The sequence below is a fragment of the Candidatus Pantoea deserta genome (assembly GCF_003813865.1).
Taxonomy (GTDB): domain Bacteria; phylum Pseudomonadota; class Gammaproteobacteria; order Enterobacterales; family Enterobacteriaceae; genus Pantoea; species Pantoea deserta.
This window is the reverse complement of the sequence record NZ_RMVG01000001.1, coordinates 72182-87499: the sequence shown is the minus strand read 5'-3', so window position 1 is coordinate 87499 and position 15318 is coordinate 72182. Positions and strand designations below refer to the sequence as shown.

The 15318-nt window shown below is 56.0% G+C and carries 10 protein-coding genes and 1 CRISPR repeat array; of the genes, 4 read left to right on the top strand and 6 right to left on the bottom strand.

The genetic code is table 11. The annotated features are described in order from the left end of the window. Window positions 1-411 precede the first annotated feature (411 nt). Window positions 412-1219: direct repeats of the CRISPR family, unit length 28 nt; unit sequence GTGCACTGCCGTACAGGCAGCTTAGAAA. Window positions 1220-1747: 528 nt separating this feature from the next. Beyond that, complete coding sequence (gene acnB / locus BBB56_RS00385; RefSeq protein WP_123797970.1) at window positions 1748-4345, top strand: bifunctional aconitate hydratase 2/2-methylisocitrate dehydratase; 2598 nt, start codon at window positions 1748-1750, stop codon at window positions 4343-4345. Between the two features lie 151 nt (window positions 4346-4496). Then, window positions 4497-4859, top strand: coding sequence for a protein YacL (yacL, locus tag BBB56_RS00380; RefSeq protein WP_123797969.1), 363 nt, complete (start codon window positions 4497-4499; stop codon window positions 4857-4859). Window positions 4860-5197: 338 nt separating this feature from the next. Here yacL and BBB56_RS00375 read toward each other — a convergent pair whose 3' ends face one another. The 5 genes from BBB56_RS00375 to BBB56_RS00355 all read right to left on the bottom strand — a co-directional run bounded on the left by BBB56_RS00375 (window position 5198) and on the right by BBB56_RS00355 (window position 9971). Then, the gene (locus BBB56_RS00375; RefSeq protein ID WP_123797968.1) at window positions 5198-5404 is read right to left on the bottom strand and encodes a hypothetical protein; all 207 of its coding nucleotides are present in this window, start codon (window positions 5402-5404) and stop codon (window positions 5198-5200) included. 145 nt (window positions 5405-5549) lie between these two features. Further along, window positions 5550-6869, bottom strand: coding sequence for an MFS transporter (locus BBB56_RS00370; RefSeq protein WP_123797967.1), 1320 nt, complete (start codon window positions 6867-6869; stop codon window positions 5550-5552). 43 nt (window positions 6870-6912) lie between these two features. Then, entirely contained in the window at window positions 6913-7866 is a 954-nt protein-coding gene (locus BBB56_RS00365) for a phosphoglycerate dehydrogenase (RefSeq protein ID WP_123797966.1), read from the bottom strand. 61 nt (window positions 7867-7927) lie between these two features. Further along, entirely contained in the window at window positions 7928-8812 is an 885-nt protein-coding gene (locus BBB56_RS00360) for a dihydrodipicolinate synthase family protein (RefSeq protein WP_123797965.1), read from the bottom strand. 10 nt (window positions 8813-8822) lie between these two features. Next, a complete protein-coding gene (locus tag BBB56_RS00355; RefSeq protein WP_123797964.1) occupies window positions 8823-9971 on the bottom strand; it encodes an iron-containing alcohol dehydrogenase in 1149 nt (382 codons plus the stop codon). A 1560-nt stretch (window positions 9972-11531) separates the two neighbouring features. Between BBB56_RS00355 and BBB56_RS00345 the strand changes: the two genes are divergently transcribed. Both BBB56_RS00345 and BBB56_RS00340 read left to right on the top strand, forming a co-directional pair. Beyond that, on the top strand, window positions 11532-12512 hold the full coding sequence (locus tag BBB56_RS00345; RefSeq protein ID WP_123797963.1) for a D-threonate 4-phosphate dehydrogenase: 981 nt from the start codon (window positions 11532-11534) through the stop codon (window positions 12510-12512). A 6-nt stretch (window positions 12513-12518) separates the two neighbouring features. Continuing rightward, complete coding sequence (locus tag BBB56_RS00340) at window positions 12519-13280, top strand: DeoR/GlpR family DNA-binding transcription regulator (RefSeq protein WP_123797962.1); 762 nt, start codon at window positions 12519-12521, stop codon at window positions 13278-13280. 584 nt (window positions 13281-13864) lie between these two features. On the opposite strand, the gene BBB56_RS00335 is transcribed toward BBB56_RS00340, so the two are convergent. After that, window positions 13865-15157, bottom strand: coding sequence for a glycoside hydrolase family 28 protein (locus tag BBB56_RS00335; RefSeq protein WP_123797961.1), 1293 nt, complete (start codon window positions 15155-15157; stop codon window positions 13865-13867). Window positions 15158-15318: the final 161 nt, after the last annotated feature.

Genomic DNA, 15318 nt, shown 5'->3' with positions numbered 1-15318 from the left:
AAAGCTCCCGAAATGGGGGCTTTTTATTTTTCTAGCCATCAATTGGGGACGATATTTGAAGGAAAGCGGTTTCGATCAGTAATACTCTTGGATGACGTGTCCCTCCTTTTTACCCTCGCCAAAAACTTTCCTCTCCTGACTGCTTATTTCTATGACCTTATCATGCTGGCTATGGCAGGATTTTTCCTGATTAGCGCCGGGTTTTAATATGTTCGACCATTCTTTCAGGGATAAACATACCGAGGCTATGGGATTAAGGGCAACAGAGATATGACCGATTACCCTTTTTTCTGCTTTCTTTTTTAAGATATTGATTTTTATTTAATTTATTTTTGGTTGGTAAAAAAGGGTTTTTACCATCTTTGGTCAAAAAAAGGTGTTTTATGAGTGGGTTATGATATATCCGCAACTGTGCACTGCCGTACAGGCAGCTTAGAAAGTATCGGCAAGACCTACGGCGCAGCACGCGAAGTGCACTGCCGTACAGGCAGCTTAGAAATGAGATTAGCTACAGAATTGAATGATAATGCTGTGCACTGCCGTACAGGCAGCTTAGAAACACTGGTGACGCTGCTCGTCAGTCCAGGCAGCGTGCACTGCCGTACAGGCAGCTTAGAAAATTTTTCCTATATAAGGAAGAATGTCAGCATCGTGCACTGCCGTACAGGCAGCTTAGAAACCGAAGGGGCGGGGCCGCCTGTGGCGGGGCAAGTGCACTGCCGTACAGGCAGCTTAGAAAATACGGCCTTACAGCGCGCTCTGAAGCCTCACGTGCACTGCCGTACAGGCAGCTTAGAAATACCGCAAATACAATGCGGGTATGTCGTCCGGGTGCACTGCCGTACAGGCAGTTTAGAAATTAACATAGACAATGTATCAGGGGACCATTATGTTCACTGCCGTACAGGCAGCTTAGAAACCCGCAATATCAAAACTCAGAAGACACTCTCAGTGCACTGCCGTACAGGCAGCTTAGAAAAGATAGCCATAAAGCGTATGGACAGCAGCGGCGTTCACTGCCGTACAGGCAGCTTAGAAATGAGTGCTATTTTTACTGTCGTGATGATATTCGTTCACTGCCGTACAGGCAGCTTAGAAATTCGGAAAATGGTATTTTACTGTTGCTTCAAGGTTCACTGCCGTACAGGCAGCTTAGAAATCCGCGCCCACGGCCTTATCGAGTAAATCATGGTTCACTGTCGTACAGCCAGCTTAGAAAAAATAGGCGCATTAAAAACAACCAGGCAATATGTACAGCCGTACATACAGCTTCCAGACATAATAACCAAACGCTACCAGCCAGCTGCATACCAACTACCATTCAGATGCACTTAAACGCGGTAACGATGAGTGCCAGTCCTTCCCGGTTGTCATTTCAATAAACAGCTATCGCATCGCTCTGCTATGCCTTTACTGCTGAGTTCATTAAAAGGTCATAACCTCAGCTATTCCTTGTTCCTCACCAGGCAGCACAAAAGTTATACTCGAACTGCATAAAATTTAACTGGCGCTTCTGCTATTTCAAAAGACTTAATGCAAGGTGTCTTTCTGCCGAAGACATAGCCCAAAAGTCGCAAAACCGCACTTTTTTCCCTCGTTAATTATGTTGTGTTTTTGTAAACAGATTAACAAACAGCCTGAACCCTGCTATGCTGCCCCACGCGGAACCGGGCACCTTACCCTACTCATGGAATGCTTAGCATCAGGGTGCACCGGAAACCCATACAATGTGAGCGAGGAGAACGTCGTGCTAGTAGAATACCGTAAGCACGTTGCTGAGCGTGCTGCCCAGGGGATCGTACCTAAGCCGTTAGATGCTTCCCAGATGGCCGCGCTGGTTGAACTGCTGAAAAACCCGCCAGCGGGTGAAGAAGAATTTTTGACCGACCTGTTGGTCAACCGTGTCCCACCCGGCGTTGATGAAGCCGCCTATGTAAAAGCGGGTTTCCTTGCCGCGGTCGCAAAAGGCGAAACGACCTCTCCTCTGGTATCCCCTGAAAAAGCAATCGAACTGCTGGGCACCATGCAAGGCGGTTACAACATTCATCCGCTGATCGAAGCCCTGGACGATGAGAAGCTGGCGCCCGGCGCCGCGAAAGCGCTGTCGCACACGCTGCTGATGTTTGACAACTTCTACGACGTTGAAGAAAAAGCGAAAGCGGGCAACCCTCATGCGCAGCAGGTTATGCAATCCTGGGCAAATGCGGAGTGGTATCTGTCACGTCCCGAACTGGCAGAAAAAATCACTGTCACCGTGTTCAAAGTGACCGGCGAAACCAACACCGATGACCTCTCTCCGGCACCGGATGCATGGTCACGCCCGGACATTCCCCTGCACGCGCTGGCCATGCTGAAAAACGCCCGTGAAGGCATTGAGCCGGATGAGCCGGGCAATGTCGGCCCGATCAAGCAGATCGAAGCGCTTCAGGCGAAAGGCTACCCGCTGGCTTACGTCGGTGACGTTGTCGGCACGGGTTCATCTCGTAAGTCCGCTACCAACTCCGTTCTGTGGTTTATGGGCGACGACATCCCTAACGTGCCGAACAAAAAAGGCGGCGGCCTGGTGCTGGGCAGCAAAATCGCGCCAATCTTCTTCAATACCATGGAAGATGCAGGCGCGCTGCCGATCGAAGTGGACGTGGGCGAACTGAACATGGGCGACGTGATCGACGTCTACCCGTACAAAGGCGAAGTACGTAACCATGAGACCGGCGAACTGCTGGCCAGCTTCACGCTGAAAACCGACGTGCTGATTGACGAAGTGCGCGCGGGCGGTCGTATTCCGCTGATTATCGGTCGCGGACTGACCAGCAAAGCGCGTGAATCCCTGGGTCTGCCGCACAGCGACGTGTTCCGTCAGGCGAAAGACGTAGCGGAAAGCACGCGCGGCTACTCGCTGGCGCAGAAGATGGTAGGCCGTGCCTGTGGCGTTGACGGCATCCGTCCTGGCGCTTACTGCGAACCGAAAATGACCTCTGTGGGTTCTCAGGACACCACAGGTCCGATGACGCGCGACGAGCTGAAAGATCTGGCCTGTCTCGGCTTCTCTGCCGACCTGGTGATGCAGTCCTTCTGCCACACCGCGGCTTATCCGAAGCCGGTTGACGTCAACACGCACCACACGCTGCCAGACTTCATTATGAACCGTGGCGGCGTCTCGCTGCGTCCGGGCGATGGCGTTATCCACTCCTGGCTGAACCGCATGCTGCTGCCGGATACCGTGGGTACAGGCGGCGACTCGCACACCCGTTTCCCGATCGGCATCTCTTTCCCGGCGGGTTCTGGCCTGGTGGCCTTTGCGGCGGCGACCGGCGTAATGCCGCTCGACATGCCGGAATCCGTGCTGGTGCGCTTCAAAGGTAAAATGCAGCCGGGTATCACCCTGCGCGATCTGGTGCATGCGATCCCGCTGTACGCTATCAAACAGGGTCTGCTGACCGTTGAGAAGAAAGGTAAAAAGAACATCTTCTCTGGCCGCATCCTGGAGATTGAAGGTCTGCCGGATCTGAAAGTTGAGCAGGCATTCGAACTGACCGATGCTTCTGCTGAGCGTTCTGCTGCGGGCTGTACCATTAAGCTGGATAAAGCGCCGATTATTGAATACCTCAGCTCTAACATCGTGCTGCTGAAGTGGATGATCGCCGAAGGCTACGGCGATCGCCGCACGCTGGAGCGTCGTATTCAGGGTATGGAAAAATGGCTGGCGGATCCGCAGCTGCTGGAAGCGGATGCCGACGCGGAATACGCGGCGGTGATCGAGATCGATCTGGCGGAAATCAAAGAGCCGATCCTTTGCGCGCCGAACGATCCAGACGACGCGCGTCTGCTCTCTGATGTGCAGGGCGAGAAGATCGACGAAGTGTTTATCGGTTCGTGCATGACCAATATCGGTCACTTCCGCGCGGCGGGTAAACTGCTCGACAGCCACAAAGGCCAGCTGCCGACCCGACTGTGGGTTGCGCCGCCGACCAAGATGGATGCGGCTCAGCTGACCGAAGAGGGCTACTACAGCGTCTTTGGTAAGAGCGGCGCGCGTATTGAGATCCCAGGCTGTTCGCTGTGTATGGGTAACCAGGCGCGCGTACAGGACGGCGCGACGGTGGTTTCCACCTCAACCCGTAACTTCCCGAACCGTCTCGGTACTGGCGCTAACGTCTATCTGGCATCGGCCGAGCTGGCTGCGGTCGCCTCGCTGCTCGGCAAACTGCCGACGCCGGATGAGTACCAGCAGTTTATGGTGCAGGTGGATAAAACCGCCAGCGACACCTACCGCTACCTCAACTTTGACCAGCTGACTCAGTACACCGATAAAGCGGACAATGTGATTTTCCAGACGGCAGTCTGAGGCTTTCACTAAAATCAAAGGGGCGATAATCGCCCCTTTTTCTTTTGCTTTTTCCCCGCAATAATGTCGCCCCGATCCCACTTTAGCGTTGATGATGCGCACAAGATGATTTGTGCGGATCCACACGCGTCATTAACCAAAGAGTTAGCCGATGGAATATGAATTTTTACGTGACGTCACCGGCCAGGTGAAAGTTCGCATGTCAATGGATCACGAAGCGGTGGGCCACTGGTTCAACGACGAAGTGAAAGAGAATCTGGCGCTGCTGGATGAGGTCGAAGCCGCCATGCGCGGCATTAAAGGCAGCGAGCGCAGCTGGCAGCGTATTGGCCATGAATATACGCTGTGGATGGATGACCAGGAGGTGATGATTCGCGCTAATCATCTGGCGCTGGAGGATGACGGGCTGGAAGAGGGCATGAATTACTATGACGAAGAGAGCCTGTCATTCTGCGGCGTTGAGGATTTTCTGGCGGTGATGAACGCCTACCGCCGCTTCTTGCAGGGGCAATGAGTCCGCGCTTCCGCCTGCAACAGCTGCGCGCCCGCGCAGGAAATCGCTGCGGCTGAGCCTCCCTGTCAGGCTGTCGCGCGGCGGCTACAGGCCGGCTTTTTATCGGCGATAACTCTCAGCTGGAGTCGCGAAGTGGGACCGAATCTTTCTCTGCCGCTTTTTGGCGTTTAAACCCTGCGGATCAACGCTTCGCTCAGTAGCGTGTGAATCGTCCTCACGCACTCTCTTTGTCATCACCGTGCTTGATTCCCGTCCTGGTGTACAGATCAGCAGCGCGACTCTGTGCCGTCTTAAGAAAGCCCGCGCGGCGCGCCGCAAAGAGAGTCTGCGTCGCAGTTTCAGGGGGTGGGAACAACCGAGATAACGGTAAAACCCGCAACGCCTTCCACCCCCGCGCCCGGATGCTGGTGTCTGGCGCTGTCCTGCAAGATAGCTTCATGCACCTCTTCCTGTGAAGGCTCGCCTTCACTTTCCAGCAGAACTTCCTCTGCGCGAGTCTGGCCTTCAGCTTCGTGCTCATAAGTGATTTTGTAAGTCGTTTTCATAGCAACCTCCGTTAAGCGTCACTACTAAGCGTAGTCAAAAACAGCAAAGGTTCTTAGCGGCGTTGCGACGTGCATACAGAGGATAAAAAAAGGCTCTGAACCGGGTCAGAGCCTTACTCGACGTGGCGAAAACTACCCGCAGCGATTAAACGCCGCTGGTAACGGCCTGCTGGCCGTGGACCTTCTCTTCATCAACAATCGGCTCCACCTTGCCCATCAGAAACAGGTAGTTGAGGATGCCAATCACCACCAGTACGGCGGAGAATACCAGCGCCCAGGTAAAGTTGCCGGTCGCGCCGACAATGGCGCCCGTAATGATTGGGCCAACCGCGCCGCCCATGTTCGACACGGTATTCTGCAAACCGGCCACGATAGAGACGCTGTTTTTCGGCGCGACGTCGCCCGGCAGCGCCCAGACCTGCGAGGCCGCTACAGTGGTGCCTGATTTGGCGATACAGAGCAGCAGCACGGTCATAAATACTGACTCAGTAAAGGGCGCAAAACCGATGCAGAGCGCCATTAGCAGACCGATGGTAAGAAACAGTTTGCGCGTGGCGGTCAGCGACAGCACTTTTTTGTGAACCATGCGATCCGATGCCCAGCCCGCCAGCACTTCGATGACCATACCGCAGATCAGCGGGAGCGCGGCGACAAACCCCATCTTCAGGAAATCCATGCCCTTATCTTTCACCAGATAGGTCGGCAGCCAGGTAATAAAGAAGTAAGAGGTGTAGTTGATGGTGAAGAAGCCAATACACATTGCCCAGATATTGCGATAGCGCAGCAGCTTATACCACTTCATCGGGCGCACGCCTTTTTCGCCATGCTTTTGCGCCTGGCCATCGCGGATCAGACGCACTTCGCTCTGATCGATCTTTTTATGGTCTTCCGGGTTTTCGGCATAAATAAAATACCAGGCTATCACCCAGAACAGACCGATAGCCCCAATCACCAGGAATGTAATACGCCAGTCCACCATCGCGATCATCCAGACGATCAGCGGCATCGCCACCGCGCCGCCGAACTTCGAGGCGCTGTCGAACAGGCCCGATACGGTGGCGCGTTCGCGATCCGGAAACCAGCGCGCGGCGATACCCGCATTGCTTGGATAAGCTGCCGCTTCGCCGACGCCTAGCGCCAGGCGCAGCGCCAGCAGAGATTTAAAGCCGGTTGCCAGGCCCATCGCCATTGTCGCCACGGACCACCAGCCTACCGCGATACCCAGTCCTTTTTTCTGGCCGAAACGATCGGCGAACCAGCCTGCGGGGATTTGCAGCAGCGCGTAGGACCAGAAGAAGGCGGCCATAATAAAGCCCATCATCTCCGGATTGATTTCCAGTTCGGTGATCAGGTGCGGTGCGGCGGCAGAGAGTACGGTTCGGTCAATATAGTTAATGGCGATCGCCAGCCACATCAGGCCAGCGATCCACCAGCGAATTTTGGTCGAGCGCATCGTAGGGTTCATAATAGTTTTCCACTCGAATAAAGGTTGCAGGCCGGGGCGGCGCTTACGCCAGCCCGTTCATCACGTTAACCGGGCGGTCGCCCTGTGTAATGCATTGCACGATCTGCGCAACGCAGCGTTCGCCAATGGCGCTGATCGCGCCGTCGGTATAGCCGGCGATATGCGACGTCGGAATAAAGTTCGTCAGGCTAAACAGGGGATGACTGTTCAAAGGCTCCTGCACGAAAACATCGGCGGCGGCGCCTGCGATGACGTTATCCTGTAGCGCCTGAAACAGATCCTCTTCATTCACCACGCCGCCGCGCGAGACGTTAATTAAAAATGCGCTCTTCTTCATGCGGCGCAGGCGTGCGCCATCGAACAGATTGCGCGTCTCATCGGTAAGCGGCGTGTGCAGCGTGATAAAGTCGCTCTGTTCGGTTAGCCAATCGATGCTGACAAACTCAACGCCATGCTCGGCGGCGAATTTCTCATCGGGATAGAAATCAAAGGCGATAACGCGCATGTTGAAGCCTTTCGCGCGCAGCGCCACCTGCTTGCCGATATTGCCAAGACCGATAATGCCCAGCGTTTTGCCATAAACGTCAGTCGCGAAAATACGCGGCCAGTTGCCCGCACGCGTTTCCGTCGCCGCCTGCGTCACCTGACGCGCGCCGTTGAGGATCAGCGCAAAGGCGAAATCGGCAACCGCATGTTTATTGGCGTCCGGGACATTGGTCACGTAAATATTGCGCTCGCGCGTTGCGTTCAGATCGATGTTATCGACGCCGACACCGTGTTTGCAGACGATTTTCAGCTGCGGGGCTTTCGCCAGCAGGGCTTCATTGACCTCGGTAAAGGCAACGATCATCGCCACGGTCTCCGGCAGATGCGGTTCCAGCGCTTCAGGTGGCGCGTCGGCGGGCAGGGTAATCAGTTCAAAACCGTGCTGTTTCAGGGTTTCAATCGGCGTCGTGTCATATTTGGCGAACGACGGCGAGGTGCAGATAACTTTCATTTCGTTTCCCCGGTGCGTAAAGTGAAACAGGCAAGGGCAGCAACGGCTGCCCTGATAGCCATTACTTCAGGTATTGATTAACGACCTGACGAATTTTTTGCTCTTCCTCGGCGCTAAAGCGCACCGCATAGCGGCTTTCGCCTACGTCGTAGCCAAGCAGCGACACCGCTTTTTTCACCGCAGCCGGTGAGAAACCGATGCTGTAAAGGTCGGTGCGCAGGCCGGTAACGTTCTCCTGCGCCGCGCGTGAGCCTTCTATATCGCCCGCATTAAAGCGCGCCCAGATGGCGTTAATCTCTTTCGGCGCGGCGTTGGCCAGACCGGAAATACAGGCTGAACAGCCATCGACAAAACCCTGATGGATCAGCGAGTCCGGACCATTGAGCACGTCAAAGTTATCGATGCCCTCCGCCGCCTGAAGAAAGCCGCTCAGGCTCTCATAGCTGCCCGCCGAGTCTTTAATGCCGATAATGTTGGGATGTGACGCCAGCGTGCGTACGGTCTCTGGCTGCAAGGTATTGCCGGTACGCGCCGGGATGTTGTAGAGAAACAGCGGGATGTCCAGCGCGTCAGCCACGGTCTGGTAGTGATAGATCAGTTCGTCCTGCTTAAGCGGCACGAAATAGGGGGTAATGACCGATACCGCGTCGACGCCCAGCTTTGCGATCTGTTTGCCGAGGCGGATCGTCTCGCGCGTTGAGATCTCGCCGATATGCGCCACCACCGGCGCGCGGCCGTTAACTTCATCGACGCAGGTTTCCGTCACGGCGATTTTCTCCTGCTCGTTCAGCACAAAGAACTCGCCGTTGGTGCCGCCGCAGAAGATGCCGTTGCCTGCTGCCAGCTGGCGCTTCACCTGCTCGCGCTGGCTGGCCGGGTTAAAGGCTCCCTCTTTATCAAAGCTGGTGACGATAGCAGTCAGTACGCCGCTAATTTTCTGGCTCATAAAATCCTCTTTATTCCTGATGTGAAGGGAAGAGCGTCAGGTAGACGTCACGGACGTCATTTGCGCTGACGGCAGCGGGTACGTTCTTCATCAGACGCTGCACGTCGAGCGCCGCTTCCACTAAGTAGGGCAGGTGATCCGGGCCGATACCAAGCTCTTCAAGGCTGGCTGGCAGCTTCAGACGTTTTACCAGCGCGGTGAACCAGGCCACCAGCGCGTGCGATTTGGCTTCGTCGTCCAGCGCAGGATCGGCATCTGGCAGCAGATCGTATGCCTGAGCGAATTTGCTCACGGCGGCCGGACGCACAAAGGTCATACAGGGGGCCAGCAGAATAGCGTTGGCGACGCCGTGCGGCAGATGGTATTTGCCGCCCAGCGGATAAGACATCGCGTGCACCAGATGTGTGCCTGCATGGGCAATTGCCGCGCCGCCATAATAAGAGGCCCACAGCATATCCAGTCGCGCCTGGAGGTTGTGCGGCTCGGCCACGGCAGTTTCGAGACTGGCGAACAGCTTTTTCATACCGATTAGCGCGTAGTTGTCGCTGACCGGATTAGAGACGGTGGCGGTAAAACACTCAATCAGATGGCAAAGCGCGTCAATGCCGGTCGAAGAGGCGATATGCGCAGGCATGCTGGTGGTCAGTTCCGGCACCAGCGCCACGAAGTCGGGCAGCATAACCGGCGAGATAATGCCGACTTTGGTTTCACGCTCCGGGATAGCCAGAATCGCATTCGGCGTGGCCTCGGAGCCGGTGCCTGCGGTGGTCGGAATCAGCAGCGAAGTGGTGCGCGTGGTCGGCTTTTCGCCTGCCAGCAGCGCGTCCAGCGAGGGCGCGTTGTCGACACACAGCACCGACAGCAGCTTAGCGACGTCCAGCACGCTGCCGCCGCCAACGCCGACCACCAGATCCACATCGCGCGCGGGCAGCGCCGTCAGGATCGCGGCCACATCATGCTGGCTTGGCTCCGGCGGAACGCTGTTAACTACGCTGACGCGACCAATATGCTGCTTTAGCTGGCCAATCAGCGACTGCACAGCCGGGATCCCTTCAATATTTTTGTCCGTCACCAGCAGCGCGCTGGCTTTGTCTTTCAGCAGATAGCTGATGTCGTTCAGCGCCTGATAGCCGCTAATTACCGTGCTGTTGATATTCATTTCATACCCTTATTACTGCGAAGCGAACTGAATGATTGGTTTTGCTCACTTCAGTGCGAGGTCTGTCACTTACTGTGCCTCAATTTATAGGGCATATTGATTTCAATTAATTTGATCTTGCTCACATATAATCAATCATGATTGAATATAATCATTCACAGCGGCGCAGGGCCGAATCAGGAGACAAGATGACGCAGACGTCATGGAAAACCCCGGTGCTGGTCATCGCCGATGACTTTACCGGCGCTAACGATGCAGGCAGCGGACTGGCGCAGGCCGGGGCGCGTGTACACGTACTCTTTAGCAGCGAAACAGCGCTGGATGCTGCCGCCGCCGACGTCTGGGTTATCAGCACCGACAGCCGCGCGACTGGCGCGGACGAAGCAGCGACGCGTAACGCCGCGGTGGTGCGACAGCACGATGCCTTTGTCCGACAGGGCTGGCTGTTTAAGAAAATCGATTCCACGTTGCGCGGCAATATCGGCGCTGAGGTGCGCGCCGCGCTCGCCGCCAGCGGTAAAAAGCGGGCGCTGATTGTGCCTGCCGTCCCCCGGCTGGGCCGCGTAACGCGCAGCGGCGAAGTATGGGTTAACGGCGTGCCGCTGACCGAGACCGAATATGCCAGCGATCCGAAAACCCCGGTGATCAGCGCGCATGTGCTGACGCAGCTGGGGATCAGCGGCAGCGAGATCGATCTTGCCACGCTGCGCAGCGATCGTTTTCCTGCGCGGCTGGCTGAACAGCAGGGAGTGATGGTGATAGATGCCGAGCGGGAGAGCGACATTGTGCGGATCGTCGCCGCGGCGGCGCAGCTTGACGAAACCCCTTTGCTGGTCGGCGCAGCGGGACTCAGCGACGCGCTGGGCGCGCAGCTTGCCGTTCACTGCCGTACAGGCAGCTTAGAAAGTTACAGCGAGCAAACGATCAAGGCGACTGAAGTGCGCTGCCGTACAGGCAGCTTAGAAAAACAGCGCGACGCGCTGGACCCGCAGCTTGCCGCACGCGCCGCCGCGCCGGTGCTGGCGGTCATTGGTTCGATGAGCGCCAGCGCGCAGCAGCAGATTGCCCGGCTGGCGGCGCAGCGCGACATCGTGCTGGTGGATGTCGATATTCGCCAGCTGTTTGAACAACCTCGCTGGCCTGATAGCGCGCGCTGGGCTGAACAGGCCGCCGCCGCGCTGCGCGACGGACGCCATACGGTGATCCGTACCTGCCAGCGTGCCGAGCAGCGCCATGACATTGACGCGCTGTGTCAGCAGTATCAGATGACGCGCCAGCAGCTTGGCGAGGCGATTTGCCAGTTTTTAGGCGAACTCACCCTGACGCTGTGCCGCACGCGGCAACCCGCCGGACTTTATCTCTCTGGCGGTGACGTGGCGATTGCGGTGGCGCAGGCGCTGGGCGCCAGCGGTTTTCATATTCAGGGCATTGTGGCGGGCTGTGTGCCGCACGGTGTCCTGCTTAACAGTGAATTTACCCTGCCGGTGATGACCAAAGCGGGCGGTTTTGGCGACGAAAACACCCTGGTAGCAGCCATTCGTTTTATTGAGGAGAAGTCGAGTGAGTAAAATTATTGCGGTGACCATGGGCGATCCGGCGGGCATCAGCCCGGAGATCATCATTAAAGCGCTGGCCGAAGGCGAGTTGAACGGCGCGCCAGCGGTCGTGGTAGGATGCGCCGCAACGCTGCGTCGCATTCTTGCCCTGAATATTACGCCGCAGATTGAGCTGCGCGTGCTGGACAAGGTGAGCGAAGCGCATTTTGCGCCGGGCATCATTAACGTTATCGACGAGCCGCTGGCCGATCCTGACGCGCTACAGCCGGGCGTGGTGCAGAAACAGGCGGGCGACCTGGCATGGCGCTGCGTGAAGCGCGCCACCGAGCTGGCGCTGGCGGGCGAGGTTCACGCTATCGCCACCGCACCGCTGAACAAAGAAGCGCTGCATTCGGCGGGCCATCTCTATCCGGGTCACACCGAGCTGCTGGCGCATCTGACCGACACCAAAGATTACGCCATGGTGCTCTACACCGATAAGCTGAAGGTGATTCATGTCACCACGCATATCGCACTGCGTAAGTTCCTCGACACTTTAAACCAGACGCGTATTAAAACGGTGATCGGCATGGCGGACACGTTTTTGCGGCGCGTTGGCTTTGAAAAGCCGCGCATTGCCGTTGCAGGCGTTAACCCGCACGCCGGAGAAAACGGTCTCTTTGGCGATGAGGAGATCACTACCGTCGCGCCTGCGGTGAAAGCGATGAAAGAGCAGGGCATAGAGGTTTACGGGCCTTGTCCGCCGGATACGGTTTTCCTGCAATGCCAGGAAGGGCAGTACGACATCGTCGTGGCGATGTACCACGATCAGGGGCATATACCGCTGAAACTTCTGGGTTTTTATGACGGCGTTAACATCACTGCCGGTCTGCCGTTTATACGCACGTCCGCCGACCACGGCACCGCTTTTGATATCGCGTGGACAGGTAAAGCGAAGTCTGAGAGCATGGCGATCTCCATTAAACTCGCGATGCAGCTAGCATAGGGAAATATGAAGGGACAAAGTCGCCTTGACCAGATTATGGATTATCTGAAAAGCCATAATCTGGTGACTGTTGATCAGCTGGTGAGCGCGATCTCCGCCTCGCCAGCAACCATTCGACGTGATTTGATTAAGCTGGATAAAGAAGGCGTGATTAGCCGCAGTCACGGCGGCGTCACGCTGAACCGTTTTATCCCTGCTCAGCCGACCACGCTGGAGAAGATGCAGCGTAATCTGGCGGAGAAGCAGGCTATTGCTCACCACGCCGCCACTTTTGTCCAGTCGGGGGACGCGGTGGTGCTTGACGCAGGCACCACCATGCTGGAGCTGGCGCGCCAGCTGACGCACTTGCCGCTGCGCGTCATTACCGCCGATCTGCATATCGCGCTGTTCCTGTCCGAATTTAAACAGATTGAAGTCACTATTATCGGCGGCCGTATCGACGATTCCAGCCAGTCCTGTATTGGCGAGCACGGGCGTCGCCTGTTGCGCAGCATTAATCCCGATATAGCGTTCGTCAGCTGTAATTCATGGAGTCTTGAGCGCGGCATTACTACGCCAACAGAGGAGAAGGCCGGGCTGAAGCGGGATCTGTTAGCCAATGCGCGCCGCCGTATTTTGCTGGCGGACAGCAGCAAATACGGTTCCTGGTCGCTGTTTTGCGCCGCGCCGGTAGATGAGCTAACCGATGTAGTCACCGATAGCCGGCTGGATGAGGACGTGTGCCGCACACTGCGCGAGCGTGGCATAGCCTTGTCGCTGACGAACTGAGATTAGCGCTCACGATGACGCGCGCCGTTTCGTTTGACGGTTGATATGGTGCCGTAAGAAGAAGCGATATGGATTGCGGTATACAGGCGGCGCGTGTTTCATTTTTGCCGGAATGCCAGGTGACAGAGCCTGATTTTCTTCTGTGTAGTATGCCAAAAGATGTTTTTGCCTCGCCTGTAGGATGCCTGCCTGTTGTTTCTGTGTGAATGAACCCTTTTTTTTGCCTGCTGCTGTAATCCTTTGAAAAATAAGGATGGACAGGGAGAGAGTGAAAAAAGGGTAGAGCGGGCGTTTGGGCTTTTTTGGTTGGCAGATGAGTGGGTTAGTTTGTTAGAGTAACGGTGCACTGCCGTACAGGCAGCTTAGAAGGATCCAGTAAGGCGTCCAGCGTGGCGGGTGGAGTGCACTGCCGTACAGGCAGCTTAGAAAACAGGCTTTTATTTCCGCGATGGCAGGCGAAGGTTCACTGCCGTACAAACAGCCCAAAACCCCCCAACAAAACCACCCAGAAAAACAAACCCAAACCAGCACTCAACTCAGGCCCGTCAGCGACAGGCCTGAACAATCTGTTCCTCAACCGGCCATCAGCGATGATAGGCATCGTTCTCCAGCTGCGTTACTGCCGGAGCGTCAACCGTTACCCGCTCGAAAACCAGCTTATTTACCCCGGCGATTTTGCCAAATTCCTGCGCCTGCAAGGCGACATCACTGAAACAAAGCCCTTCAATCGGTCTCTCCGCCGCCCCTTCAATAAAGAACGCCCGCGAAAAAACGGTGGGTTGAGTCAGCTGGCTGCTGATATGGCTGATGGTAATATTTTCCACACGCGTTAAACCGGCTTCACCTTCTACGCCCGCCGCGAGCTTTTGCCAGTGCGGCGGCTGAGCCGTTTCGCCAGACTGCTCGCTGTAGCTGTACTGCGGGAACCAGTTCAGCTGGAGCATAAAGGGATAGCAAACATCTTCCAGCGTCATATGACGAACGATAATATTTTTGATCCAGCCGCCGCGATTGCGGGCTGACTTGATGCGAAATCCCACGCCGGTGCCTGAAAAATGATTATGTTCAATAATGACCTCTTCAATACCGCCGGATGTCTCGCTGCCCAGCGTGATGCCTGAACCTTTCAGCAGGGTGCAGCGGCGGATAGTAATCTCGCGTGCGGTTCTTGCAAGCTGCTGCGCCTCTGCGCCGCGTCCGGCTTTAACACAGATATTGTCGTCATTGCAGGAAACCGTACAGTTCTCAACGCGCACCTGCTGGCTGGAGTCAATATCAATCCCGTCCGTGCTGGGACCCGCTGAGTTCTGTACGTTCAGCCCTTGCAGACTGACCTGTTTTGAATAACAAATATGGATGTTCCAGAAGCCGGACTCACGCGATTGAAAGCCGTCCAGCATCACTGACTCGCTCTGATACACCACCAGATTGCGCGGGCGCTCGCAGTCGTAATCCACGACCCAGCGCAGGCCGCGCTGGCTGTAGTCAGCCAGCATTCCGCCGTTTTCATCGTCGCCCCAGAACTTGCGCCACCAGATGGCCCCCTGGCCATCAATGGTGCCGCTTCCGGTGATGGTGACATTATGACAGTGATTAACGTTCAGGATGGCTGCTGGCCAGCGCATATCAATGCCCGCCACGCGCGTTTCAATGAAGGGGTAATCTTCCAGGTGCGGACTGCCGAGCAGCACGGCATTTTCCGCCAGCTCCAGCGTCAGATGACTTTTTAAAAACAGCGAGCCGGTAAGAAAGCGTCCTGCGGGGAGCAACAGGGTGTCGCCAGCAGAGGCGCTGTCGATAGCACGCTGTATGGCCTGAGTCGAAAGAGAGGTGGCGTCCGGGACGGCATCGAAATCTATTACATTTATAATTGCCATTTTTTCTGCCTGTAGGAGTAAGAGAAGATAAATCAGCGCTGAAAATATTATTCTCAAACAAGGCGTTTATTGTTTGCGATCGGGCAATTTCGGCGCTGTTTCTCAGAACCTACCGGCAATAAAACCAGCAGTAAAGCGCGCGGCCTGCTTAACAGCGCAGC

What these genes read in the sequence shown, in the direction of transcription:
- yacL (WP_123797969.1), top strand. Translation starts at nt 4,497, where the DNA reads ATGGAATATGAATTTTTACGTGACGTCACCGGCCAGGTGAAAGTTCGC.
- BBB56_RS00375 (WP_123797968.1), bottom strand. Translation starts at nt 5,404, where the DNA reads ATGAAAACGACTTACAAAATCACTTATGAGCACGAAGCTGAAGGCCAG.
- BBB56_RS00370 (WP_123797967.1), bottom strand. Translation starts at nt 6,869, where the DNA reads ATGAACCCTACGATGCGCTCGACCAAAATTCGCTGGTGGATCGCTGGC.
- BBB56_RS00365 (WP_123797966.1), bottom strand. Translation starts at nt 7,866, where the DNA reads ATGAAAGTTATCTGCACCTCGCCGTCGTTCGCCAAATATGACACGACG.
- BBB56_RS00360 (WP_123797965.1), bottom strand. Translation starts at nt 8,812, where the DNA reads ATGAGCCAGAAAATTAGCGGCGTACTGACTGCTATCGTCACCAGCTTT.
- BBB56_RS00355 (WP_123797964.1), bottom strand. Translation starts at nt 9,971, where the DNA reads ATGAATATCAACAGCACGGTAATTAGCGGCTATCAGGCGCTGAACGAC.
- BBB56_RS00340 (WP_123797962.1), top strand. Translation starts at nt 12,519, where the DNA reads ATGAAGGGACAAAGTCGCCTTGACCAGATTATGGATTATCTGAAAAGC.
- BBB56_RS00335 (WP_123797961.1), bottom strand. Translation starts at nt 15,157, where the DNA reads ATGGCAATTATAAATGTAATAGATTTCGATGCCGTCCCGGACGCCACC.